The 22776-nt window shown below is 64.2% G+C and carries 20 protein-coding genes; 10 read left to right on the top strand and 10 right to left on the bottom strand.

Going from position 1 to position 22776, the window contains the following annotated elements:
• Positions 1–10: 10 nt before the first annotated feature.
• Complete coding sequence (locus ACEN9F_RS29540; RefSeq protein WP_413426028.1) at positions 11–1216, bottom strand: cation:proton antiporter; 1206 nt, start codon at positions 1214–1216, stop codon at positions 11–13.
• A gap of 203 nt (positions 1217–1419) precedes the next feature.
• Here ACEN9F_RS29540 and ACEN9F_RS29535 point away from each other — a divergent pair, with 203 nt between their 5' ends.
• From ACEN9F_RS29535 to ACEN9F_RS29515, 5 genes are all read left to right on the top strand, one after another.
• Entirely contained in the window at positions 1420–1890 is a 471-nt protein-coding gene (locus ACEN9F_RS29535; RefSeq protein ID WP_413426026.1) for a MarR family winged helix-turn-helix transcriptional regulator, read from the top strand.
• A gap of 8 nt (positions 1891–1898) precedes the next feature.
• Complete coding sequence (locus tag ACEN9F_RS29530; RefSeq protein WP_413426024.1) at positions 1899–3233, top strand: MFS transporter; 1335 nt, start codon at positions 1899–1901, stop codon at positions 3231–3233.
• 10 nt (positions 3234–3243) lie between these two features.
• Positions 3244–4206 carry a LysR substrate-binding domain-containing protein gene (locus ACEN9F_RS29525; RefSeq protein WP_413426023.1) on the top strand — a complete coding sequence of 321 codons (963 nt, stop codon included), beginning with the start codon at positions 3244–3246 and terminating at the stop codon, positions 4204–4206.
• Between the two features lie 129 nt (positions 4207–4335).
• Positions 4336–5640 (top strand): Glu/Leu/Phe/Val family dehydrogenase, encoded by a 1305-nt coding sequence (locus tag ACEN9F_RS29520; protein ID WP_413426022.1) that lies wholly within the window; start codon positions 4336–4338, stop codon positions 5638–5640.
• 82 nt (positions 5641–5722) lie between these two features.
• On the top strand, positions 5723–6955 hold the full coding sequence (locus ACEN9F_RS29515) for a malic enzyme-like NAD(P)-binding protein (RefSeq protein WP_413426020.1): 1233 nt from the start codon (positions 5723–5725) through the stop codon (positions 6953–6955).
• A gap of 99 nt (positions 6956–7054) precedes the next feature.
• On the opposite strand, the gene ACEN9F_RS29510 is transcribed toward ACEN9F_RS29515, so the two are convergent.
• The 8 genes from ACEN9F_RS29510 to senA all read right to left on the bottom strand — a co-directional run bounded on the left by ACEN9F_RS29510 (position 7055) and on the right by senA (position 15771).
• Positions 7055–8275, bottom strand: coding sequence for a cyanophycinase (locus tag ACEN9F_RS29510; protein WP_413426018.1), 1221 nt, complete (start codon positions 8273–8275; stop codon positions 7055–7057).
• Positions 8276–8367: 92 nt separating this feature from the next.
• A complete protein-coding gene (locus tag ACEN9F_RS29505) occupies positions 8368–8814 on the bottom strand; it encodes a GNAT family N-acetyltransferase (RefSeq protein WP_413426017.1) in 447 nt (148 codons plus the stop codon).
• A complete protein-coding gene (locus ACEN9F_RS29500) occupies positions 8807–9511 on the bottom strand; it encodes a hypothetical protein (RefSeq protein WP_413426015.1) in 705 nt (234 codons plus the stop codon). Before ACEN9F_RS29500 ends, ACEN9F_RS29505 begins: the two co-directional genes overlap by 8 nt.
• Positions 9512–9523: 12 nt before the next feature.
• Positions 9524–9817, bottom strand: coding sequence for a hypothetical protein (locus ACEN9F_RS29495; RefSeq protein ID WP_413426013.1), 294 nt, complete (start codon positions 9815–9817; stop codon positions 9524–9526).
• 81 nt (positions 9818–9898) lie between these two features.
• Positions 9899–11719, bottom strand: a complete 1821-nt coding sequence (locus ACEN9F_RS29490; RefSeq protein ID WP_413426011.1) for a DUF885 domain-containing protein — start codon at positions 11717–11719, stop codon at positions 9899–9901.
• Positions 11720–11800: 81 nt separating this feature from the next.
• Positions 11801–13096, bottom strand: a complete 1296-nt coding sequence (locus ACEN9F_RS29485) for a hypothetical protein (RefSeq protein ID WP_413426009.1) — start codon at positions 13094–13096, stop codon at positions 11801–11803.
• 107 nt (positions 13097–13203) lie between these two features.
• Positions 13204–14493 (bottom strand): amidohydrolase family protein, encoded by a 1290-nt coding sequence (locus tag ACEN9F_RS29480; RefSeq protein ID WP_413426007.1) that lies wholly within the window; start codon positions 14491–14493, stop codon positions 13204–13206.
• 75 nt (positions 14494–14568) lie between these two features.
• Positions 14569–15771 carry a selenoneine synthase SenA gene (senA, locus tag ACEN9F_RS29475; protein ID WP_413426006.1) on the bottom strand — a complete coding sequence of 401 codons (1203 nt, stop codon included), beginning with the start codon at positions 15769–15771 and terminating at the stop codon, positions 14569–14571.
• A gap of 34 nt (positions 15772–15805) precedes the next feature.
• Here senA and senB point away from each other — a divergent pair, with 34 nt between their 5' ends.
• The gene (senB, locus tag ACEN9F_RS29470) at positions 15806–16792 is read left to right on the top strand and encodes a selenoneine biosynthesis selenosugar synthase SenB (protein ID WP_413426004.1); all 987 of its coding nucleotides are present in this window, start codon (positions 15806–15808) and stop codon (positions 16790–16792) included.
• Between the two features lie 15 nt (positions 16793–16807).
• A complete protein-coding gene (selD, locus tag ACEN9F_RS29465; RefSeq protein WP_413426003.1) occupies positions 16808–17854 on the top strand; it encodes a selenide, water dikinase SelD in 1047 nt (348 codons plus the stop codon).
• Here the strand turns inward: selD and ACEN9F_RS29460 are convergent.
• On the bottom strand, positions 17851–18723 hold the full coding sequence (locus ACEN9F_RS29460; RefSeq protein ID WP_413426001.1) for an SDR family NAD(P)-dependent oxidoreductase: 873 nt from the start codon (positions 18721–18723) through the stop codon (positions 17851–17853). The genes selD and ACEN9F_RS29460 overlap by 4 nt on opposite strands.
• A 102-nt stretch (positions 18724–18825) precedes the next feature.
• On the opposite strand from ACEN9F_RS29460, the gene ACEN9F_RS29455 reads away from it, so the two are divergent.
• From ACEN9F_RS29455 to ACEN9F_RS29445, 3 genes are all read left to right on the top strand, one after another.
• On the top strand, positions 18826–19704 hold the full coding sequence (locus ACEN9F_RS29455; RefSeq protein ID WP_413425999.1) for a LysR family transcriptional regulator: 879 nt from the start codon (positions 18826–18828) through the stop codon (positions 19702–19704).
• Positions 19705–20154: 450 nt separating this feature from the next.
• A complete protein-coding gene (gene leuA, locus ACEN9F_RS29450) occupies positions 20155–21855 on the top strand; it encodes a 2-isopropylmalate synthase (protein WP_413425997.1) in 1701 nt (566 codons plus the stop codon).
• A gap of 85 nt (positions 21856–21940) precedes the next feature.
• On the top strand, positions 21941–22753 hold the full coding sequence (locus ACEN9F_RS29445) for an alpha/beta fold hydrolase (protein WP_413425996.1): 813 nt from the start codon (positions 21941–21943) through the stop codon (positions 22751–22753).
• Positions 22754–22776: the final 23 nt, after the last annotated feature.

The raw sequence follows: 22776 nt of genomic DNA, 5'->3' as shown, positions 1-22776 counted from the left end.
CGCCATTATATCAGCTGGTTTTGAAGATCAGCTGCGCCACGCGCTGTAATTTCGGATACACCATCGGCACCGTCAGCATGGTGCTGCCGATGGCCATCAGCAGCAGCGCGGTGAAGGTTTCGCTGGTGATGATCTGCTTGTCCAGCAGGATGTTGACGAAAATGATCATGATCAGCGCCTTGGTCTGCAGCAACCAGCCGATGATCGACGCCTCGCCCGGCCCCCATTTCAGGATCTTGCCGGCGATATGGATGCCCGCCAGCTTGCCGCTGACCGATGCCGCCAGCAGCACCGCCGCCACGATGAACACGGCCGAGCCGCCCATCGCCCAGTTGGTGCGCAGGCCGGTGCTCAGGAAGAAGACCGGCATGATGGCCATCAGCACGTTGGCGCGCATGAAGTCCATCTTCTCCTGGTTGAACCAGTGGGCATCCATCACCGCGCCGGCCAGGAAGGCGCCGACCATGTAGTGCAGGCCCGCCCAGTCGGCGGCAAACGCGCAGATCGCCAGCCAGATGAAGGAGATATACCAGCGGTCGCGCTCTTCCAGGCGCACCATCATCATGCGGAACAGTTTGGTCGCGACGGCGAACACCAGCAGGAAGCCGGCCTGGCGGCCGACGCGGTCCCAATCCAGCAGGATCACGGCCAGCACGCCCCAGATGGCGATATCGTCGAGGCTGGCGTACCGCAGGATGCGCTGGCCGATGGGCTGGCGCAGGATTTCCAGCTTTTCCATCAACAGGATCAGGATAGGCAGCGCGGTCACCGCGCAGGCCATGCCGACCCCCAGCACGAATTGCCAGTCCTGCGCTTTCGGTCCCATCCAGCCGGCATAGCCGACCAGGCCCAGCGCGGCGACGCAGCCGAACAGCAGCGGCGTGCCCAGCGCCAGGCCGGCGGTGATGGAACTTTCGCGGCGGTGCTCCCAGGCTTTTTTCAAGTCCAGCTCGATGCCGGCGATCATCACGAAGATCATCACCGCCCACCACGCGATGCCGTTCAGCGACTGCACTACCTGTGGGTTGAACACGAAGCTGTAGTAGTCGGGAAAGGCGCGACCCATGATGCCCGGTCCCAGCAAAATGCCGGCGATGATCTGCACCACGACCAGCGGCGCGTAGTAGTCGGTGTTGCCGAATCGCCAAATCAGGTAAGGCACGCTGAAAATGATCAGCATCGCGATCAGGAAGATCTCGGTTGTCCCCATATGCATTGATGTCTCCGTTATTTTTGTAGTTGAAGTAAAAGATTATTGCGTTGGAAACGATATCATAATTACGTAACATTATGTAATACAACCATCCTCCAGGCTGCATGCGGCTGCCGCTATGTTGTAAGAACATAACAATAAAAAAATCTCCACACATACTTGATTACTCAACTATAATTCAAGCATTAATCAACAAGGAGTTCACCATGGACGAAAACACCACCCCCATTCCGGCAGCCATCAGCCCCAGCCTGGAATTCGCGCTGCGCCTGGCGCGCGCGCAGGCCACGCTGGTGCGCCGGCTGGACCAGGTGCTGGGCGGCTATCACGGCATCAGCTTCAGCGACTTCATGCTGCTGCACTACCTGAACCGCGCGCCGGGCGGCCGCCTGCGCCGCGTCGACCTGGCCGAGCGCCAGGGCCTGACCGCGTCCGGCGTCACCCGCACCCTGCTGCCGCTGGAAAAGATCGGCCTGGTCGAACGCCAGCAAGATCCGCGCGACGCCCGAGTGGCCTACGCCGCCATCACGCCCACCGGCCGCGAACTGCTGCTCAACGCCGTCACGGTCGCAGAGCAGATCAGCAAAGACCTGCTGCGCAGCTGCCCGCCGGACCAGTTCGACAACCTGAGCACCGCGCTCGGGCTGATCGCCGGCATGAACGCATCCAACTCCTGAGGGACACCATGTCCGATCCAAAACTGCAACGCGCGGCATTGAAGCGCGACCCGAACTTCAAATGGCTGCTGCGCGGCGGCGTGATCTCGATGCTGGGCGACCAGCTCACCATCATCGCCCTGCCCTGGCTGGTGCTCAAGCTGACCGGCGACACGCTGGCGCTCGGCCTGGTCATCGCGCTGATGAGCATCCCGCGCGCAGTTTTCATCCTGATCGGCGGCGCGCTGGTGGACCGCTACTCGCCCAAGCGCGTGCTCATGCTCAGCAAGTACGCCAATGCCGTGCTGCTCGCCTTACTCACGCTGCTGGTGCTGAACACGCACTCGACGCTGACGATGGCGCTGTCCGACTCGCTGTCGCTGACCATCAACATGACGCCGCACCTCACGCTGACGCTAATCTATGTGCTGGCCTTCTGCATCGGCCTCGCGCAGGCGTTCGGCATCCCGTCCGGCACCTCGATCATGCCGCAGGCGATCGCGCCCGAGCACCTGCAGGCGGCCAACGGCATCTTGATGGGACTGCGCCAGTTGTCGATGCTGATCGGCCCATTGATGGCGGCCGGCTTGCTGGCGTTCTCCGGCAACAGCGGCGGCGTGATTGCCGATGCGCGCGGCCTGGCGCTGGCCTTCGGCTTCGACTGCGCCAGCTTCCTGCTCTCCGCTTGGACGCTGTCCAAGGTGACTGGACTGAAAGCGCAGGCGGCCGCGCCGCAATCGGTGCTGCGCTCCGTCGGCGAAGGCCTGCGGATGGTATGGAACGACGTGCCGCTGCGCCTGTGCTTCATCTACTGGGGCACGGTGTCGCTGCTCATCGGCGGCGCCATGCAGGTGGCGATCCCGGTGCTGGCCAGCGACCTGCACGGCGCATCGACATTGGGCCTGCTGATGGGCGCCAACGGCGCCGGCATGCTGCTCGGGATGGCGGCCGCCGCGACGGCCGGCGCGCGCCTGCGCTTCGCCAGCTTCGGCACCATGATCCTGCTGGTGGACGCCCTCGCCGGCCTGCTGGTGATGCCGCTCGGCGCCGTGCACGCCGCATGGCAGGCGGCCCTGCTGATGCTGGTGCTCGGCCTGCTGTCCGGCTTCATGCAGATCAACGTCTTCACGTGGATACAGCGCCGCGTGCCGCCGCAAATGATGGGCCGCGCCATGAGCATCTTCATGTTCATCTTCATGGGACTGGCGCCGTTGTCGGCGGGAGTCACGGGCTGGGTGCTCACGGCGATCTCGCTATCGCAATTGTTCTTCGGCGGTGGCATCATACTGGTGGTGTTCGCGGCGCTGGCGTATCTGCTCACACCGATCCGCAACATCACCTCGACGTCGCCGCAACCGCAATAAGGATCTGTGCATGGAAACCAAATGGCTGGAAGACTTCATCTCGCTGGTCGAGACCAATAACTTCAGCCGTTCGGCGGCGCTGCGTCACGTCACGCAGCCCGCCTTTTCGCGCCGCATCCAGTCGCTGGAAAACTGGCTCGGCACCGACCTGGTCGACCGCACATCCTACCCCACCCGCTTGACGCCGGCCGGCATCGTGTTCTACGAACAGGCGCTGGAAATGCTGGCGCAGATCAACGGCGCGCGCGACATGCTGCGCTCCAAGCGCGCCGCCGCACAGACCAGCATCGACCTCGCGGTGCCGCACACGCTGTCGCTGACCTTCGTGCCGAAATGGCTGACCGCATTGGAGCAGGACTTCGCGCCGATCAGCAGCCGCCTGATGGCGCTCAACGTGCACGACGCCGTGCTGCAGCTGGTCGAAGGCGGTTGCGACCTGCTGCTGTGCTATCACCATCCGCGCCAGCCGGTGCAGCTCGATCCGGGCCGCTACGACATGCTGGTGCTGGGCCGCGAATCGCTGCGCGCCTATGCACGCTGCGACAAGAACAAGGTCCCCGAATTCACGCTGCCGGGCACCAAGAAGGAACCGCTGCCGTTTTTATCGTACACCAACAACGCCTACCTGGGCCGCATGGTGGAGCTGATCCTCACCGACGCCAAGACCCCGCTGCACCTGGATCCGCACTACGAAACCGACATGGCGGAAGGTCTGAAGATGATGGCGTTGGAAGGTCGCGGCATCGCCTTCCTGCCCGAATCGGCGGTCACGCGGGAGCTCAAGCAAAAGCAGCTGGCGCGCGCCGACGGCGACACCGCCGACTGGGAAATCGAAATGGAAATCCGCCTATACCGCGAGCGTCCGTCGGCGCACCGGCGCGGCAAGGCCATCGTCGAAAGGCTGTGGGAATTCCTCGAACAGCAGCAAAAAAACACCGGCCGCAAACGCCGCGTCGCGGTATCAGAGAGATAACTATGCGTTTTTTGCATAGCCAAATGCGCATACAGCATTGGCCGGTTTAAAGCCTCCAGCCCTATGATTCGTCCCACTTGAACGCCGTCAAAAGCTGCGTTCAGCCACGAACTCACAGGAGCTTTGAGCATGACCAACGCGCACGTACAAACATCCGCACACGCACTGCCTTCCTACCTCAATCCAGAGGACCTCGGCCCTTGGGGCGTCTACCTGCAGCAGATCGACCGCGTTACCCCGCACCTGGGCAACCTGTCGCGCTGGGTCGAAACCCTGAAGCGTCCAAAGCGCATCCTGACCGTCGACGTGCCCATCGAGCGCGATGACGGCTCGATCGCCCACTACGAGGGCTATCGCGTACAGCACAATATGTCGCGCGGCCCGGGCAAGGGCGGCGTGCGCTTCCACCAGGACGTCACCCTGTCCGAAGTGATGGCGTTGTCGGCATGGATGACCGTAAAGAACGCAGCGGTCAACGTGCCATACGGCGGCGCCAAGGGCGGTATCCGCGTTGATCCAAAGACCCTGTCCCGTGGCGAACTTCAGCGCCTGACTCGCCGGTACACCAGCGAGATCAGCCTGATTATCGGACCAAACAAAGACATCCCGGCACCGGACGTCAACACCAACGAGCAAGTGATGGCCTGGATGATGGACTCCTACGCCATGATCGAAGGTAACCTGTCGACCGGCGTCGTCACCGGCAAGCCGATCTCGCTGGGCGGCTCGCTGGGCCGCCGCGAAGCGACCGGCCGCGGCGTGTTCGTGGTGGGCCGCGAAGCCGCCGCCAAGCGCGGCGTGGCGATCGAAGGCGCACGAGTGGCGATCCAGGGCTTCGGCAACGTCGGCGGCGTGGCGGCGACCATGTTCGCGGATGCCGGCTCCAAGGTCATCGCCGTGCAGGATCACACCGGCACCGTCGTCAACCAGGGCGGCCTGGATGTCGCCCGTTTGCACCAGCACGTAGCGGAAGTGGGCAGCGTCACCGGCTTCCCCGGCGCCGAAGCCTTCCTCGACCGCGACGCGTTCTGGGGCATCGAATCGGACATCCTGATCCCGGCCGCGCTGGAACAGCAGATTACTGCCGCTAACGCGCCGCGAATTCGCACCAAAATCATCCTGGAAGGCGCCAACGGCCCGACCACGCCGGAAGCGGACGACATCCTGACCGACAAGGACGTGCTGATCGTACCGGACGTACTGGCCAACGCCGGCGGCGTAACCGTGTCATACTTTGAATGGGTGCAGGATTTCTCCAGCTTCTTCTGGAGCGAAGACGAAATCAATGCCCGACTGACCCGCATCATGCAGGACGCATTCAATGCAGTATGGACCGTAGCGCAGGAAAAGAAAGTCACGCTGCGTACCGCCACCTTCATCCTCGCTTGCACCCGAGTGCTGCAAGCGCGCGAAGTACGCGGCCTGTATCCATGACCCACTGAATCCCCAGCAGTTTGCGCCTGTACCAGCCGTTTGGCTCGTGCAGGCGTTTTTCGTTTTTAAGGATATGCACAACATGAGCACCATCGAACAAAAGGCACTGGCCTATCACCGTTCCGGCAGCGCCGGCAAGATCGCCATCGAAGTCACCAAGAGCGTCAGCACGCAGGAAGACCTGGCGCTGGCGTATTCGCCCGGCGTCGCCGCGCCATGCGTGGAGATCCAGCGCGAACCGGCCAAGGCCTATGAATACACGGCCAAGGGCAACCTGGTCGGCGTCATCACCAACGGCAGCGCGGTGCTCGGCCTCGGCAACATCGGCGCGCTGGCCGGCAAGCCGGTCATGGAAGGCAAAGTCGTCCTGTTCAAAAAATTCGCCGGCATCGACGCCTTCGACATCGAGATCGACGAGAGCGATCCGGACAAGCTGGTCGACATCATCGCCGCGCTGCATCCGACCTTCGGCGGCATCAACCTGGAAGACATCAAGGCGCCGGAATGCTTCTACATCGAGCGCAAGCTGCGCGAACGGCTGTCGATCCCGGTGTTCCATGACGACCAGCACGGCACCGCCATCGTGGTCGGCGCGGGCATGCTGAACGCGATCGAGATGACCGGCCGCGACATCGCCACCGTAAAAATCGTCTGCTCCGGCGCCGGCGCGGCGGCCATCGCCTGCCTGGATCTGCTGGTGGACCTGGGCGCGCAGCGCAACAACATCTACGTCTGCGACAGCAAGGGCGTACTGTCCACCGCGCGCGCGCTGGACGGCGAAAAAGCCGCATGGGCGCAGGACACCGACGCCAAAACGCTGTCCGACGTCATGGCCGACGCCGACGTCTTCCTCGGCGTCTCCGGTCCGGGCGTGCTGTCGCAAACGGACATCCAGCGCATGAAGGCGCAGCCCATCGTCTTCACGCTGGCCAATCCCGAGCCGGAACTGCGTCCGGAGCTGGTGCGCGAAGTCGCGCCGGATGCGATCATCGCCACCGGCCGTTCGGACTATCCGAACCAGATCAACAACGCGCTGTGCTTCCCCTACCTGTTCCGCGCAGCGCTGGACAGCGGCGCCTTCACCATCAACCAGGAAATGAAACGCGCCTGCGTGGTAGCGCTGGCCGACATGGCCCGCAGCGACGCCCGCTTCGGCAAGGACTACGTGGTACCCGGCCTGCTCGACCCACGCCTGCTGAGCGGCGTCACGCCGAAGATCGCCACCGCCGCCTGGCGCAGCGGCGTCGCCCGCAAAGAGCTGATCGAGCTCGAATACGCCGACGACCTCACCGACCTCGCCGAATCGCTGATCTAACCCCCGGTGTCAACCCCCGGTGTCAGTGCCGACATTCGGACACGGGCTGAGCCGCATTGCGGTCGAGCTTGTGTCCGAATGTCGGCACTGACACCGGTTTCACTTCCAGTCGCTGTACCAGGGGCGGACGATGTGCAGCGGCGCCACGTCGAGCCGCATGCCGAGGATGGTGTAGGCTTCCGATCTTTCGGAAGCATAGCCGATGGTGTCCGGGGCGCGGCTGAATTTGAACTGGAACCCGAGCTCCTGACGCGGCTCGCCCGGCGCTGCCGCTGCGATGCCGATCGCCTCGGCCTGCGCGTTGTCGATCAGATTTGTCATCATCACCAGCGCCGCGTTGTGGCCAAGGATGTCGGCTGAATACACCGGCTCCGCCATGTAAGGCTTGGCCGGATCCACCTTGCCCTCCGCCTTGTCGGCCGAAGGCGTGTACCGGCGCGTGACGAGATTGTAGCGGTCACCCTGATCCAGATAGCTGATGCGGGCGTTCGACAGGTTGAATTCCTTGTTGGCCGGATCGGAACTCGCCTGCGTCAAATCGACCAGCAACGCCCCCTGGTAGCCGATCACCTCGACCTCGCGCTGCGGGCCGATCACCATCGCCGTGTTCTCGTCGATGCCCAACCCCGTCTTGTATCCCTTCTTGAGCATCGCCGGCAGCATGCGCGCAAACCGGCCGCGCGCCAGCAGGTGCTGGTCGACGAAAACATCGCTGCCGATAAAGCCCAGTCCCGGCGTCAGTTCGATACCGTCGCGCACACCCTGGCTCAGCGTGCCGAACACGGTCTTGGCGTCGTAGTACATGGTGCTGCTCATGATGGCGGCGCCGGCGCTGCTGCCGGCGATCACGCCGCCGCGCCGATACATATCCCATATCGCCTCCAGCACAGCGGTGCGGCTGCCGTCCGGCCGCACCAGCGCTTGCGTGATCAGGGCCTGGTCGCCGCCGGTGAAATAGACGCCGCCGGACTGCCGTATCGAGCGCGCCAGCGCTTCATCCTCGGCGTCGCGCCGATAGTCGCGCCCCTTGAGCCGCACCGCCAACGGCACAACAAATGCGGAGGCGCCGTATTGATTGAGATACCTCACCAGCGTGGCGCCGGAACGTTCCGGATTGCCCGCCGCGCCGGGCAGCACCGCGATGCGGGCGCCCGCGCCGCCGGCCAGTTGCACCACACGCTGCCAGACCGCCGCGTTATCCGCCCGCAGCGCCCCGCCGATGATCACGAGGGAACCTTGCGGCGGCGATTCCGCCAGGGCCGCCAACGGCGTCAGAGCTAAAACCAACAGCAACCGTGCGATCGACATCGTGCGAAACATACCGTATTCCTAAAAAATGGGGACGAGCAGCGTCCATTCGGGTCGACTAGTATAGCTGGACTGGACGCGCGGGTACCGGCGGCGCGCGCAGGTCAGGCGATCGACGGCGCAGCCTTGAAAATCCGGAAGCCGGCATCGCGCTCGCTGATCGGTGTGCGCGTCCATCCCTGGGCGGCATAGAATCTATCGGCCCTGGTGCCTGCGGTCGTCGTCAGATGGACGCTCGCATTGCCCTGATCGAACAGCCAATCGACGGCCATTTGAAGCAGGCGCTTCGCGATTCCCCTGCCCTCGTATTCCTCGGGGATGAACAGGGCCCAGATTGACGCATCGTTTTTGTCCGCGTAGCAGAACCCCGCGATCGTGCCATCGATCTCCGCCACCCAGCCGCGCCCGGCAAGCTCCAAATAGTCCATGTACATCTGCTGAGTGATCCGGCTTGGATCGGAAAGAATATTCTCCCTCACCGCCAGACGAATCGCCGACATCGCGGGAATGTCGCCGCGCGTGGCCTGTCGAAAAATAATATACTCATTCATGCAAACGTTTCCCATCAACCCAACCTTCAACTTTCTTCCCCGTTCTGGGATTGGCATAAGTAGCGAAGACAAATTCCTCATACGTCAAACGCACATCGAGCCGGTTGCCCGGCACCACAAACAATCCTTTCAGCGGACATGCTTCGCTCGGCGCCGAAAAGAACGGCAACCGTCCCGGTCCCGCAACCTGCCGCCTGGCCTCGACCTCTTGGGCACCTGCCCGGGCGGCGGCGTCCAGCGACTTGCACGTCTCAGCCGAGGCGGACAGCGCACTGATCTCGCCGCGCCGCCACACATAGCTTTGGTTTTCGGTAAGGGATTTGAGATGAACGACAGGCGCATCGCCGATAAACTCGGCGCCGCCCAAGTGAGAGCACTCGCCAAACTCCTTGGAAATCTGCGCCGCGCCGTTCGCGGACAGCTCCACCAGATAGTAGGTGTGATGACAATTCAACCCAGGCTGCCAGGTCTCGACAATCGCATACTCGCGGTCGGTTTTCGGCGTAATGCGATACAGCGACGCGGAATCCACCGCCAGCGTCAGCAAGGCATTCCCACGAAAGGTCACCACCGTGCTATCCGAACCGCTTCGGACATCAAGCTGGCCGTAGCGCGTATCAAGATGGTCGCGATTATCCGCGGCCGCGTTGCCGGCAAATGGCAGCGCAAGGAAAATCAACAGTAACTTAAAATTCATCCAATATCAATTTCACTTAGGCCGTCGACGCCCGAACATGCGGCGTGGCGTAATGGGAAGGTCGGCAACCAGCACCGGATTGGCCAACGCCTGCTGGTCCGACGCGCGTATCTTCGCATCGGGTGCGAGTACCCGCGCGATGACTTGCTCGTGCACGCCGATACCCTGCAAAAACTCAACAGCGCTGGGAGTGCCGGCATCGCGCTGCACCTCCAGCGCCTGCCTCACGACAAACTCCAATGAGTGCCAACCCGCGGTATCCGACGTCTGGGCTTGCTTCTGACGCCTATCGTGCTCCGGACTCATGTCTTACTCCTTCGCCAACAGCGTATGGATAAAAGACCATTCTAGTCCAAGCATATCAGCATTCGCGCACCGCAGGACCGGCTATCCTTGCTTGCGTTTGGCAATCCAGTCGTTGATCACGCGCTCCAGCACCGACAAGGGCAAGGCGCCGTGCGATAGCACTTCATTGTGGAATTGCTTGAGGTCGAACCTGGCGCCGAGCTCTTGCCTGGCGTGCTCGCGCAGCGCCAGGATCTTCAGCATGCCGACCTTGTACGCCAGCGCCTGCCCCGGCGCGACGAAGTAGCGCTCGATCTCCGCCGTCACATCGCCCTCGCCCATGCCGGTGTTGTCCATCATGTAGGTGATGGCCTGCTCGCGCGTCCAGTGCTTGTAATGGATGCCGGAATCGACCACCAGCCGCGTGGCGCGCATCATCTCGTCGCGCAGGCGGCCCAGGTTATCCAGCGGATCCTTCTGGAATCCCAGCTCGTAGGCCAGGCGCTCCGCATACAGCGCCCAGCCTTCCTGATACGCGGTGAACGGCAGCACGCGGCGGAAGAACGGCACGCCTTCCAGCTCCTGCGCTATCGTCACCTGGAAGTGGTGCCCCGGTATGCCCTCGTGATAAGCCAGCGTGCGCATGGCGAACTTCGGCGTCTCGCCCGGATTGCGCATGTTCGCGTAAAACACGCCCGGACGGCTGCCGTCGAAGGAACCCTGCATGTAGTAGGCCCCCGGCGCGGTCGCTTCCGACGACTGCGGCACCTGCTCCACCTTCACGCCCAGCTTCGGACGGATATCGAATGCGCCGCCGAGACCCTTGTTCACCTCGTCGAGGATGGCCTGGTACTGCGCCAGCATGGCCTTCTTGCCTTCCGGCGTATTCGCATACTGCTGCTCAGGCTTGCGCGCCAGCTGCTGCACGCGCGCGCCTATCGTGCCCTCGTCCAGCCCCTGGTCCTTGAGGATCGCATCCATCTCGGCGCTGACGCGCGCCACCTCGGCCAGGCCCAGGTCATGCACCTGCTGCGGCGTCATGTCGGTGGTGGTGTGCATGCGCACGCACCAGGCGTAATAGGCGTCGCCGTTCGGCAGGCTCCACGCGCCGTTGTTCTCCAGCGCCTTCGCCTGCAGCTTGGTGAAGTAGGCGATCAGGCGGCCATACGCCGGATATACCTGATCCTTGACCGCGGCCGCTGCGTGGATCAGCAACACCGTGCGCGTGTCGGCATCCATGGCGGACGCGGGAATCTTGTCCAGCTTTTCCTTGAAGTTGACGTACAGCGTGTGCTGCTCCGGCGCGCCGGCGATCATGCCGCTCATCTGCTTGAGCACCTTCTCCACCGTGAAGCGCGGCGGGATGATGCCGCGCGCTTCGCGCAGCTTCAGGCTCTCCTCCAGTTGTGCGAATTTGACCGCGAACAGGGTCAGGCGGGCGATGTAGTTTTCCGCTTCCTTCTGGTTGGTTACCTGATGGACCTGCACCATGAAGTCCGGCAGCGCGCTTTGCACGCCCTGCATCTGGTTGACCGGGAAGTCATGCTGGCTGTACGCCTCGCCGTCGGCCTGGATCTGCAGGAAATAGGTCAGCGTGTCGTAGGACAGCCGGCCTTCGCGGTCCAGCTTTTCGCGGTCGTACTGCTTGATCGTCGCCAGGCCGTCATTGACCTGATCGATCATCTTCTGCTCATGCGCGGGCGATGCGTCGTCCAGCTTCGCGCTGTAGAAATCCAGCCAGCCCGGAAGGATGCGCATCGACGACAACATCTCCGGGCTTTCGATCGCGAACGTGGCGAACACCCTGGTGTAGAACCAGTCCAGCTTAAGCGGTTTGAAATAGATGGTGTGGGCGATCAGCGCCGCGACAACCAGCACCACCGCCGCCAACGCGATCGCTATCCACTTGATGACACGCTTCATCCAGCACTCCCATAATCATAATTATCTTTCAATTATGTTATAGGCAACGTGCTGCATGCAAGCGATATCCTGCACCGGCGTCTAGCGGCTGCGGCTGACGCGCAGCGCCTGGAGCTGGGCGTCGTCTCCCATCAGCAGGATGGCGTGATCGGTAAACACCATCTGGCGGAATACCGGCGTCGCGCCCAACGCCGCCGCCGGCTTGAAGCGCAGCACCGTGGAAGCCTGGGCGGACAGCGCACCCGCGCCGACGCCATAATCGGCCAGCACCAGCAGATCGGCCGGCGTATCGCCCTTGTTGAAGGCGCCAATCACGCTGCTCGCCAGCGCCAGCCCGCCGCTGAACGCATGGGCGTCGATATCGGTGGTGCGTACATTGCCCAGCCAGGCCGTCGACAGCGCTTCCTGTGTCAGGTCGACGCGGCCGTCCGGCAGCACCGGCGCACCGCTGCTGTCGACCGCCACGCCCATCACGCCGCCGGGCGCGGTCTGGGTGGATTTACCGTTCCACAGCACGCCCATCTTGCCGTCCGCGTTCAGCGCGACCGGATACGGCTGCGAGCCGCCGGTGCTGATCGAACGGATGATCGGCGCGCCCGCCCCTTTCGGCCACATGGCCAGCAGGGCGCCGCCGTTTTCCAGCCAGCCCGCCAGCACAGCGCCGCCGGTCGCAGCCACGCGCGGATGCAGCGCCGAGGTGGAGATCATGAACGGCGGCGTCAACTGCCTGCCGCTGAAGTCGAACTTGCACAGCTTGAGCTGGTACTGCGTTTTATCGGTGACCGGCAGCAGCGAGAACGTGGTGGCCAGCCAGAAGCCGTTGCCGTCGACCGCAGCGCCGTTTTCAGCCGCGGCCAGTTCGGTGGTGGACGTCGCGGCCACCGCCGGATATAAATCCGTGGCGCCGCCGACCAGCTTCGCCTGCGCGTCGAAGCGCAGCATGCGCGCGCCGGTACTGGCCTGCACCATCAGGAAGCCCTCCGGCGAAGGCAGCATCACCCACTCGCCGGTGTAGCCAGCGGCCAGCGTAAAGCCGTAGTCGGTGGAGGCGGTCAGCCTGCCCTGCGCATCCAGCACGCTCAAACGCGTGCGCGGAGACACCAGGTTGCCGTTGACGGAGATGGAGGAATCGGAGCGCGAGCGCACCACGATATGGTCGCCGACCACCAGTGCGTCGGCCATCGCGGCAACCGCGCCGCCGTCGGGCAGGCGCACCGCTTGCGGATCGGCGACCGTGATCGCGCCGCTGGCCGCCGGCGTCGCGCCGACAACCGTGCCGGCCGCCGTGGCGTCGCCGGAAGAAGAAGATGAGCCGCCGCCGCAGGAACTCAAGGCTGCGGCCAGCAGCAGTACCGCCAACGGGACATGGAGATTCATTCTGGCTCGCAGTGCGCAATATGGAAGCGAAAAGTATATAGAAAAACAACCTTCTCGCTACACGATCCGCATGGCCCCGCGAGCCAGCCTGATGACCCGTCAGACCATTACTTGCGAATGACCTCGCCGCCCTTCATGACGAAGGAAACCTTGGTCAGCTCGGTCGCGTCGCCGGCGGCGTCGCCCTTGACGGCGATGATGTCGGCGAACTTGCCGGCCGTGATGGAACCGACGCGGTCCTTCCAGCCCAGCAGGTCGGCCGCGTTGATGGTGGCCGCCTGGATCGCCTGCATCGACGTCATGCCGTACTTGATCATGTAGGCGAACTGCCTGGCGTTGTCGCCGTGCGGATACACGCCGGAGTCGGTGCCGAACGCCATCTTGGCGCCGCCCTGGAAGGCCTTGCGGAAGTTATCGCGCTGCAGCTGGCCGATGACCTTTTCCTTGGCGATCGATTCCGGCAGCATGCCGGCCTTCTCGCCTTCCTGCAGGATGAAGTCGTCGTTGTAGATATCCATCACCAGGTAGGTGCCCTTTTCCTTCGCCAGCTTGATGTTGACGTCGTCGATCAGGCTCGCGTGTTCGATCGAATCGACGCCGGCCAGGATCGCATCGTGGATCGCGCTGGTGCCGTGCGCGTGCGCGGCGACCTTGCGGCCCAGCTTGTGCGCCTCGTTGACGATGGCCTGCATCTCTTCCAGCGTGTACTGCTGCGCGCCCGGCTCGTCGCCCTTGGACAGCACGCCGCCCGAGGCGCAGATCTTGATCACGTCGGCGCCGTACTTGGCCATCTCGCGCACCTTGGCGCGGGCTTCCCACGGGCCGTCGGCCACGCCGCGGCCGGTGATGTTCATGTCCGGCGGCAGCAGGTTCTCGTCGCAGTGGCCGCCCTTGATGCCGATGGCGTAGCCGGCGGTGCGCATGCGCGGGCCGATGAAATCGCCGTCGTTGATGGCGTCGCGCAGCGCGACATCGCCGAAGCCGCCGGCGCCCACGTTGCGCACGGTGGTGAAGCCGGCTTCCAGCGTCTTGCGCGCGGCGCGCACGCCGTACAGCGCGGCGCGGGTATCGGAGACGCCCAGCGAGTTATAGCCGCCCAGGTAGGCATCGCTGGTCAGGTGGGTATGCATGTCGATCAGGCCTGGCAGCACGGTCTGCGACGACAGGTCGATCACCTGCGCGCCGCCCGGCACGTTGGCAGATGCGCTCGGACCGACCGAGGTAATGCGCTCGCCGGTGATGACGATGGTCTGGTCCTTAAGGACCGTGCCGGCCACCACGTCGACCAGCTTGCCGGCGCGGATCACCGTCACTTTGGCGTCGGCGGCCGCCGCCGTTGCTGCCACGCCCAGGGCGCTCAAGACGGTGGCGGAAATCAGGAGGTGCTTCAGTTTCATGGGTGCGCCCTTTTTGTTTTGATGAAAACAAAAAGCATAGCAGAGCATCCACCAAAAAGCGTTCTCTTTTTTGAACTATCCGGTCCAGGAACAGGTGCGGAAACCTGCATAAATATCGTCGCGTTCCGGCGGGTAGAAATTGCGGAACCTGGCCGAGCCAAAACGCGACGGCGTGGCGAACGAAGCGCCGCGCAAGACCTGGTGCGTATAGAACCACGGCTCCGAATACTCGCGATAGCGGTCCGCCTGGAACTCTGGATACGGCTCGAACGGCGACGCGGTCCACTCCCACAACTGCCCCCAGCGGAAAGCCGGATGGCCGGACAGCGCGGCATATTCCCACTCCTCCTCGGTCGGCAGGCGGCGGTTGCCCCAGGCGCAGTAGGCCTGGGCTTCATATAGATTCACATGCCGCACCGGCTCCGCACCCGCCAGCGTCGACAGCTCGCCATGGCGCACGGTGCGCCACTGGCTGCCGTCGCGCTGCCAGTAGCGCGGTGCCGAGCGTTCCTGGCGCATCAGCCATTCGGCGCCGGCCTGGCTCCAGAACTGGCGGTTGTCGTAGCCTCCATCGGCGACGAAATCGGCATACTGCGCGTTGCTCACAAGGGTGCTGTCGATGCGGAACGGCGCGACGTACAGGTTGTGCGCCTTGCGCTCGTTATCGAACACGAAACCGGCACCGGCATCGCTCCCGAGATGCAGCGTGCCGCCCGGGAAACCGATCTCCGACGGCGCGTACAGCAACTGGCCATCGCCGATGGCCTGCACCGGGCCGGGCAGGCCCAGCGTCTGCAAGGTGTACAGCAACGCCTCGCCGTGCATGTCTTCGTGCGCCAGCGCCAGCCGATAGGGATACAAGGCCTCATCGGTGTTGGGTTCGCGCGACAATTTATCGAGCACGCGGTCCAGCACCTCGTGACAGTAGGTTTTCAGCGCACCGGGACTGGGCAGGTCCAGCGACCAGCGGCTGCGGTGCGGCACCAGCGCGGAGTCGAACCAGTCGTCGCCTTTGCTCAGCAAGCAGTTGCCGACGCCGTCGGCCGGATGGCTGGAGGCCGCCTCGCGCAGGATGAACCACTCGGCAAACCAGGCGATATGGCCCAGCTCCCACAACGGCGGATTGACGATGCGCAGCTGCGGCACGCGCGCCGGCACGTCCATGCCGGCGGCGGCAAAGCAATCGAACAGCGACAGCGTATAATCCCGCGCATGCCGCAGGGCCTGCGCCATCTGCTGCGGCGTGGCATTTCTGAATGAGGATGGACTGGAATTCATGAGCCGATTGTAACGACTTTCAAGCAAAACACCAGTGACCGCACAACACATCTGGATCGTCAGCCCCGCCTCCGCCCGCGCCAACAACGGCAACTGGCAAAGCGCCAGCCGCTGGGCGCGGTTCCTGCGCACGCGCTACCGCGTCACGATCTCGCAACAATGGCCCGATCCGGAAGACCTCGGCGCACTTCCCGCTCCGCCCGACCTGCTGATCGCCTTGCATGCGCGCCGCTCGGCGCCGTCGCTGGACGCGTGGCGCCGCAGCTGGCCCGAGCGGCCGGCCATCCTGCTGCTGACCGGGACCGACCTGTATCGCGACATCCATGCCGACCCGGCCGCGCAGCGCGCACTGGTGCAGGCCAGCGCGCTGGTGCTGCTGCAGCCGTCCGGCTATGACGCGCTGCCCGCGCCGCTGCACGCCAAGGCCAGCGTCATCTTCCAGTCCGCCCCCACCCTGAAACCGGTGGCCGACAGCAAGCGCCGCTACGCCGACATCTGCATGATCGGCCACCTGCGCAGCGAGAAGGATCCGCTGACCTTCATGCAGGCCGCCTTCCATGTGCGCTCGCGAACGGCCCGCCTGATCCACATCGGCGGCGCGCTGGAGCCGGCGCTGGCCGAGGCGGCGCAATCGACCGCCGCGCTGCATCCGCGCTACCGGTGGCTGGGCGCCATGCCGCATGCGGCCACGCGCCAGCGCCTCAAGCGCAGCCGCGCGATGGCGCTGACGTCGCACATGGAAGGCGGCGCCAACGTCATCATCGAAGCCGTCTGCGCCGGCGTGCCGGTGCTGGCCAGCGACATCAGCGGCAACCGCGGCATGCTGGGCCAGGACTACCAAGGCTACTTCGCCGCCGGCGACGTGGTCGCGCTGGCGCGCCTGATCGACCGCGTGATCGACGACGACGCTTTCCACGCCACGCTGCGCGCGCAGTGCGACGCCCGCGCGCCGCTGTTCGCGCCGGCCGCCGAGCAGGCAGCTTTGCTGGAGTTAGTGGATAATCTGCTGCATAAGACTTAATCGAGGAATACAAACATGAGCAATGATGCAATCAAACTGACCTCCTTCTCCCACGGCGGCGGCTGCGGCTGCAAGATCGCGCCCGGCGTGCTGTCCGAGATCCTGAAGAACTCCAGCGGCTTCCCGGTGCCGAAGGAACTGATGGTCGGCATCGAGACCGCCGACGACGCCGCCGTCTACAAACTCAATGACGAGCAGGCGCTGATCGCCACCACCGACTTCTTCATGCCCATCGTCGACGATCCGTACGACTTCGGCCGCATCGCCGCCACCAACGCCATCTCCGACGTCTACGCCATGGGCGGCACGCCGATCATGGCGCTGGCCCTGGTCGGCATGCCGATCAACAAACTGCCGATCGAAACCATCGGCCTGATCATCAAGGGCGGCGAATCGATCTGCGCCGAAGCCGGCATCCCGATCGCCGGCGGCCACACCATCGACTCGGTCGAACCGATCTACGGCCTGGTGGTGCTGGGGCTGATCCATCCGTCCAAGGTCAAGCGCAACGCCGACGCCAAGGCCGGCGACGTGCTGGTGCTGGGCAAACCGCTGGGCGTGGGCGTGCTGTCGGCCGCGCTAAAGAAAGGCCAGCTCGACGCCGACGGCTACCAGGCCATGATCGCCAACACCACCAAGCTGAACAAGCCGGGCAAGGCGCTGTCGGAAATGGCCGGCGTGCACGCGCTGACCGACGTCACCGGCTTCGGCCTGCTGGGCCACCTGCTGGAACTGGCGCGCGGCGCCAAACTGGAAGCGCACCTGACCATGGCCGACATCCCGCTGCTGCCGGGCGTCGAGCAGTTGGCGCACGACGGCTACTTCACCGGCGCCTCCGGCCGCAACTGGGAAGCCTACGGCAAGGACGTGCAGCTGGCCGCGACGGTATCGCCGGCGCAGCACTCGCTGCTGACCGACCCGCAAACCTCGGGCGGCCTGCTGGTCTCCTGCGACGCCGGCAGCGTCGAAGAAGTGCTGGCCCTGTTCCGCCGCGAAGGTTTCGGCGAAGCGGCCATCATCGGCCGCATGACCGAAGGCGCGGCCCGCGTCGTCGTCGGCTAGGCCGCCTTGGCGGCCAAGGCCTCGGACGCCGCCATGAATCGGGCGATGTGCCCGGGGCTCAAGCCGGCCGACGGCAGAATGGCCTGCCCTTTGTTGTTGAACATCGCGCCGCTATGCCCCTCAATGTCCGGGCTGAAAAGCAGGGGGCTGATGCGCCGGGCATAGTCGTCGGCGGTCGGCGTGAGCAGGCCGATCACACTCTCCACCACGCGCGACTTCCACGACGCCTTGCCGAAGAAGTTGTCCCGGATGTTCGTCTTGATCAGGCCGGGATTCAGGCCGAAGAACGCGGCGTTGGGATAACGCCGCGCGGCGTCAAGCACCAGCATTTCATTGCCGGCGACCGTATTCATATGCGCCGGCATGGCTTTGTAGGATGTCTCGGCATTCAAATCCTCGGCGACGCCGATCTGGCCGGCGCCGGGATAGCCCATGACGAACACGCGCGGCTTGCCGCTGGATGGCGCTCGCTGCGTCCCGAGCCGCGCAGCGATCGCGTGAAGGATGACAAAGCGATTCAGGTAGCTGACCGCCAGATCCCGTTCGATGCCTTCCGCGGTTTCCTGCCGCCGGGGCGCCGCAAAGATGCCGGTGGTGAAAATGAGCAGGTCCAGGCTCCCGGCCTCCAGCAGCGCGGCGACGCGGCGCGCCTCGCGCATCAGGCTGAGGTCCGCCTTGATGAATTTGATGCCCGGCACATCGGCGTCCCGGAAGGTCTGGCCGACCACCTCGACATCGGCCCCCTGCGAGGCCAGATACCGGCTCAATCCCCGCCCGATACCGCCGGTTCCGCCGATGATGGCAACACGCTTGCCCGTCAGTTCCGGCAAAGGCTGCTCATGCCATTTCAACGCCATATTTCGCTTCATCGTGATACCCACTGTGATTTCAATGCGATATCATGCACTGCTTAGCAAATGAGATAAATATACTTATTTGCAAAACACTGATCCAAAAATGGAGCAATCAAGATGGAGCTATTGAATGACATGGCGCTGTTCGTCGAGGTCGTCAAAGCCAAGGGTTTTCGCGGGGCTGCCGAGGTGCTGCAAATGCCGAACTCGACGATATCCCGCAGGATCAGCGCGTTCGAGAAGGCCATCGGCCTGCGTCTCCTGCACCGCACCACGCGCAAGGTCGAGCTGACCGAGGCCGGGCAAATCTACTTCGAGCGCTGCAAGCGCATCGTCGATGAAGCCAGGATCGCCCATGAACAGCTGAACGACATGCTGGCGCAGCCAACCGGCGTATTGCGCGCCTCGCTGCCGGTCGATTTCGCCGTGATCTACCTGGCGCCGCTGATTGCCGAGTTTTCCGCCCGCTATCCCGGCATCACCTTCGATTTCGACCTGACGCCACGCCAGGTCAACCTGGTCAGCGAACCGTTCGACGTCGCGATTCGCATCGGCGAACCTGAGAACTCGCAGCTCATCGCGCGCCAATTGGCCTTGCTGCCCGCCTACCTGTATGCGTCGCCGGCCTACCTTGAGCGTTCGGGCGAGCCGGAAACGCCGTCCGACCTGGAGCGGCACCAGTGCCTGAGCATGTCCAGGAACGGCCAATGGTCGCTGCGCAACGATACGGAAACGGCGCAGCCTGCGGTCGGCAGCCGTTTCAAGATCAACAGCGCCGGACTGATACGGCGTTTCGCCACGCTGGACCTGGGGATTATCCAGATGCCCGAAGAGATGGTTGCCGATGACGTGGCCGCCGGCCGGCTGCGCCGCGTGCTGCCGCAATGGCATGGCAAGCCCACGCCGGTCTACGCCATCACCGAAACGCGCCTGCTGCCGGCTAAGACCCAGCGTTTTATCGAGTTTCTGCGGGAGCGCCTGGCCGCGCGGCGGTGAGGCGGATTCCCGGCGCAGCGCCCTTGGAAGTAACAAATCCTTGACAGGCAAGCCAGCTATCTCGTACATTTAGGGTCATGACCTCGCATCTGCACCTATCCGCTTTCCTGCTGCCGCTGCCTAGCGCCCTATCGCTGGCAGCGCGCCTACTAGCACGCGCTTAATCCGCGTCTCAGTTGTACCCCGTGCCGGCCACAAGCCGCACCAGTCTTCAAACCCCAGGAAAGTTTGCACCGATGTTCACTACGGCTACCCATGCTCCATCCCGCACCGGCGATACGATCGCGCTGCCGGCTGGCGCACGCGCGCTGTCGACGCTACTGCTAAAACTACCGATCGGTTGCCTGGCCTAGTATCCCGTGGCCGCCCGGCAGCCCCTCGCCACACACAGTAGCGCCAGCACCCGCCGGCATCCCAGCACTTCCAAATTTAAAGACCCAGGAGCACCCCATGATGTTGCAGAACCCAGCAGCGAAGTACCGCGCCTTCCCACCTGTCCAATTGTCCGACCGCCAGTGGCCGAATAACATCATCTCCAAGCCGCCGATCTGGATGAGCACCGATCTGCGCGACGGTAACCAGGCCCTGATCGAACCAATGAGCGCGGAGAAGAAACTGCGCTTCTTCGAACTGCTGGTCAAGATCGGCCTCAAGGAAATCGAAGTGGGCTTCCCTTCGGCCTCGCAGACCGACTTCGACTTCGTGCGCAAGCTGGTGGAAGAAGACCGCATCCCGGACGACGTGACCATCATCGTGCTGACCCAGTCGCGCGATGAGCTGATCCGCCGCACCGTGGAATCGGCGGCCGGTGCCAAGCGCGCCATCGTCCACCTGTACAACTCGGTGGCGCCGGTATTCCGCAAGGTGGTCTTCGGCATGTCGCGCGAAGAGATCACCAACATCGCCACCACCGGCACCAAGCTGGTCAAGGAATTGATCAAGCAGCACCCGCAGACCGACTGGGGCTTCGAATACACGCCCGAATCGTTCTCCACCACCGAACTCGATTTCTCCAAGCATATCTGCGACGCCGTCACCGCGATCTGGGAACCGACCCCGCAGAAGAAGATGATCATCAACCTGCCGTCGACGGTGGAATGCAGCACCCCGAACGTCTACGCCGACCAGATCGAATGGATGTCGCGCAAGCTGGCGCGCCGCGATTCGCTGATCATCAGCGTCCACCCGCACAACGACCGCGGCACCGCCGTCGCCTCCGCCGAGATGGCCGTGATGGCCGGCGCCGACCGCGTTGAAGGCTGCCTGTTCGGCAACGGCGAACGCACCGGCAACGTCGATCTCGTGACCCTCGCGCTGAACCTCTACACCCAGGGCGTGCATCCGGGCCTGGACTTCTCCGACATCGACGAAGTGCGCAAGTGCGTCGAAGAGTGCAACCAGTTGCCGGTGCATCCGCGCCACCCCTACGTGGGCGACCTGGTATTCACCGCCTTCTCCGGTTCGCACCAGGACGCGATCAAGAAGGGCTTCGCCAAGCAACAGGAAGGCGCGATCTGGGAGATCCCCTACCTGCCGATCGACCCGCAGGACCTGGGCCGCAGCTACGACGCCGTCATCCGCGTCAACAGCCAGTCCGGCAAGGGCGGCATGGCGTACCTGCTGGAGCAGGACTACGGCCTGGTGCTGCCGCGCCGCCTGCAGATTGAGTTCAGCCGCGCGGTGCAAGCCGTGGCCGACGCCACCGGCCTGGAAATCACCGCCGAAGGCATCTACGACATCTTCAGCAAGGAGTACTTCGAGCAACATGCGCCGTACGCCTACAACTCGCACAAGATGGTGGAAGACACCACCAGCGACGAGCCGGTGCAGATTGACATCGCCCTGACCCACCGCAATGCGCCGATGGCGCTGCAAGGCGGCGGCAACGGCCCGATCGACGCCTTCGTCGACGCGCTCGGCCTGGACATCAAGCTGATGGACTACCACGAGCACTCGATCGGCTCCGGCGCCAATGCCAAGGCGGCCTGCTACGTCGAACTGCGCCTGGCCAATGGCCCGACGCTGTTCGGCGCAGCGATCGACAGCAATATCCTCACGGCCTCGTTCAAGGCTGTGCTGAGCGCCGTCAACCGCCAGATCAAGCAACAGGAAGCCGCAACGGCGCCAGCGGGCGCCGAAGCCACCGCATAAACAAGCACCGGCCAGCCGCCGCCAGGCCGGATATTGAAGGGCGTCCCACGAGGGCGCCCTTTCACCATCCATCCGATCCATATCCATGACCAATTTCACGCTCTCCGTTACCCTCGCCGCTACCTTCCTGCTGACCGGCGCCAGCGCCCATGCGGCGCCGCCCACCGGCCAGGACGCCCTCGCCGGCGGCCAGATCAAGGTCGATGTCGGCGGCCGCAAGCTCAATCTGTACTGCACCGGCAAGGGCTCGCCCACGGTGCTGTTCGAAGCGGATGGCGGCCGCGCGGGATGGGATTGGTCGGCGGTGCTGCCGGAAGTGGCCAAGCGCACCCGCGCCTGCGTCTACGACCGCGCCGGCATGGGCTTCAGCGATCCGGCCATCCGCGCATCGACCGCCGGCAACGCCAGCAAGGACTTGAACTTCCTGCTCAAGAACGCGCGCATGATGGAGGGCCCTTACGTCATCGTGGGCGCGGGTTTCGGCGCCATGGTGGCGCAGCAGTTCGCGCTGCGTTCGCGCGGCGCCGTCACCGGCCTGGTACTGGTGGAGGCGATGCACGAAGACGCGCTGCCGCAGGACCGGGCGGCCAGCCTGGAAGCGGCGCTGGCCTGCCTGGCGGCTGCGGAACAGGGCAAGACCGGCGCCGGCTGCAGCTACCCCGCCACCGGCATCAACGGCGAAATCGGCGCCAGGCTGGCGGCGGCGCAGGCGGCGCAGGTGGCCAAGCCGTCCTACTGGCGCGCCCGCGCATCCGAGCTTGACAGCCTGGAGACCAGCGCCGGCCAGATGCGCTCGGCCCGCAAGCCTTTCGGCGACATGCCGGTGGCCGAAGTGCCGCGCGGCGAACCGGCGGCCATCGTCGCCGCCGTGATGGACGTGCTGGATAAGCAAAAATAAAGCAGAGCGTCCCGCCCGCGCAA

The sequence above is a fragment of the Duganella sp. CT11-25 genome (genome assembly GCF_047302815.1).
GTDB lineage: Bacteria > Pseudomonadota > Gammaproteobacteria > Burkholderiales > Burkholderiaceae_D > Rugamonas.
This window is presented reverse-complemented; position numbering and strand designations above follow the sequence as displayed.

Coding starts and splice junctions, on each gene's coding strand:
- ACEN9F_RS29540 (WP_413426028.1), bottom strand. CDS start 1,216: ATGCATATGGGGACAACCGAGATCTTCCTGATCGCGATGCTGATCATT.
- ACEN9F_RS29535 (WP_413426026.1), top strand. CDS start 1,420: ATGGACGAAAACACCACCCCCATTCCGGCAGCCATCAGCCCCAGCCTG.
- ACEN9F_RS29530 (WP_413426024.1), top strand. CDS start 1,899: ATGTCCGATCCAAAACTGCAACGCGCGGCATTGAAGCGCGACCCGAAC.
- ACEN9F_RS29525 (WP_413426023.1), top strand. CDS start 3,244: ATGGAAACCAAATGGCTGGAAGACTTCATCTCGCTGGTCGAGACCAAT.
- ACEN9F_RS29520 (WP_413426022.1), top strand. CDS start 4,336: ATGACCAACGCGCACGTACAAACATCCGCACACGCACTGCCTTCCTAC.
- ACEN9F_RS29515 (WP_413426020.1), top strand. CDS start 5,723: ATGAGCACCATCGAACAAAAGGCACTGGCCTATCACCGTTCCGGCAGC.
- ACEN9F_RS29510 (WP_413426018.1), bottom strand. CDS start 8,275: ATGTTTCGCACGATGTCGATCGCACGGTTGCTGTTGGTTTTAGCTCTG.
- ACEN9F_RS29505 (WP_413426017.1), bottom strand. CDS start 8,814: ATGAATGAGTATATTATTTTTCGACAGGCCACGCGCGGCGACATTCCC.
- ACEN9F_RS29500 (WP_413426015.1), bottom strand. CDS start 9,511: ATGAATTTTAAGTTACTGTTGATTTTCCTTGCGCTGCCATTTGCCGGC.
- ACEN9F_RS29495 (WP_413426013.1), bottom strand. CDS start 9,817: ATGAGTCCGGAGCACGATAGGCGTCAGAAGCAAGCCCAGACGTCGGAT.
- ACEN9F_RS29490 (WP_413426011.1), bottom strand. CDS start 11,719: ATGAAGCGTGTCATCAAGTGGATAGCGATCGCGTTGGCGGCGGTGGTG.
- ACEN9F_RS29485 (WP_413426009.1), bottom strand. CDS start 13,096: ATGAATCTCCATGTCCCGTTGGCGGTACTGCTGCTGGCCGCAGCCTTG.
- ACEN9F_RS29480 (WP_413426007.1), bottom strand. CDS start 14,493: ATGAAACTGAAGCACCTCCTGATTTCCGCCACCGTCTTGAGCGCCCTG.
- senA (WP_413426006.1), bottom strand. CDS start 15,771: ATGAATTCCAGTCCATCCTCATTCAGAAATGCCACGCCGCAGCAGATG.
- selD (WP_413426003.1), top strand. CDS start 16,808: ATGAGCAATGATGCAATCAAACTGACCTCCTTCTCCCACGGCGGCGGC.
- ACEN9F_RS29460 (WP_413426001.1), bottom strand. CDS start 18,723: ATGAAGCGAAATATGGCGTTGAAATGGCATGAGCAGCCTTTGCCGGAA.
- ACEN9F_RS29455 (WP_413425999.1), top strand. CDS start 18,826: ATGGAGCTATTGAATGACATGGCGCTGTTCGTCGAGGTCGTCAAAGCC.
- leuA (WP_413425997.1), top strand. CDS start 20,155: ATGATGTTGCAGAACCCAGCAGCGAAGTACCGCGCCTTCCCACCTGTC.
- ACEN9F_RS29445 (WP_413425996.1), top strand. CDS start 21,941: ATGACCAATTTCACGCTCTCCGTTACCCTCGCCGCTACCTTCCTGCTG.